The sequence below is a fragment of the Nostoc sp. DedVER02 genome (genome assembly GCF_034530675.2).
In the GTDB taxonomy this organism is placed as follows: Bacteria; Cyanobacteriota; Cyanobacteriia; order Cyanobacteriales; family Nostocaceae; genus Nostoc.
Map to the genome: position 1 here is coordinate 1 of NZ_JAVRCP020000087.1, position 610 is coordinate 610.

1 protein-coding gene is annotated in these 610 nt (G+C 38.2%); it reads right to left on the reverse strand.

The window, feature by feature from the left end; translation table 11 throughout:
* Positions 1-31: 31 nt before the first annotated feature.
* Positions 32-334: a hypothetical protein gene (locus tag RMZ41_RS31965; protein WP_409876334.1), complete on the reverse strand. Its 303-nt coding sequence runs from the start codon at positions 332-334 to the stop codon at positions 32-34.
* Between the last annotated feature and the right edge of the window lie 276 nt (positions 335-610).

Below are 610 nucleotides of genomic sequence, written 5' to 3' on the forward strand. Positions count from 1 at the left end.
CTTGATATTGAACGCCTATCTTTCCTTGCACTTAGTTGTGGTTTTGACATTCATATTTCCAGATGCAAGATGTGAGTATAGGTTCGCGCAGACGTAAACTATAAAGTGGCTCACCCTCTGCGTCTTTGTCCTCAATTAAATAAACCTGTTCTGGTGCATAGCTTCGTAATAAACGCACCTGCAAACAGGTTTTTAAATCCCGTGAAGAAATAGATAGCGGTGAATCTTCTCCAAATAATTCACGAGCTACTTTCCAAGCGTGGTTAACTACCACAATTTCGTTAACTAATTTTTCCACCGAGGGGTGCAATAGTTTTGCAGTTTCACTAATCAATGCTTTTGACCTACTTGCCTGAGCTTCAATAGGTCTATAATTCCCAGAATAAAAATTTATTTAACTTTTCTTAGTAAAACTATATTGATAAAAGTAATTTTTGATACTAAACTGCTCTTTGCGCGTTGAAAAAATGTAGAGTGTGTTGTCGCGTTAGCATAAAGCACTGAAAACCTGAAATGGTGCGTTACGGAAGCCGTAACACACCCTACTGGACTGACACAGCTAAAATGTTGCATTAGAACTAACAGATTCCTCCTCCTCAAAAACTGGATA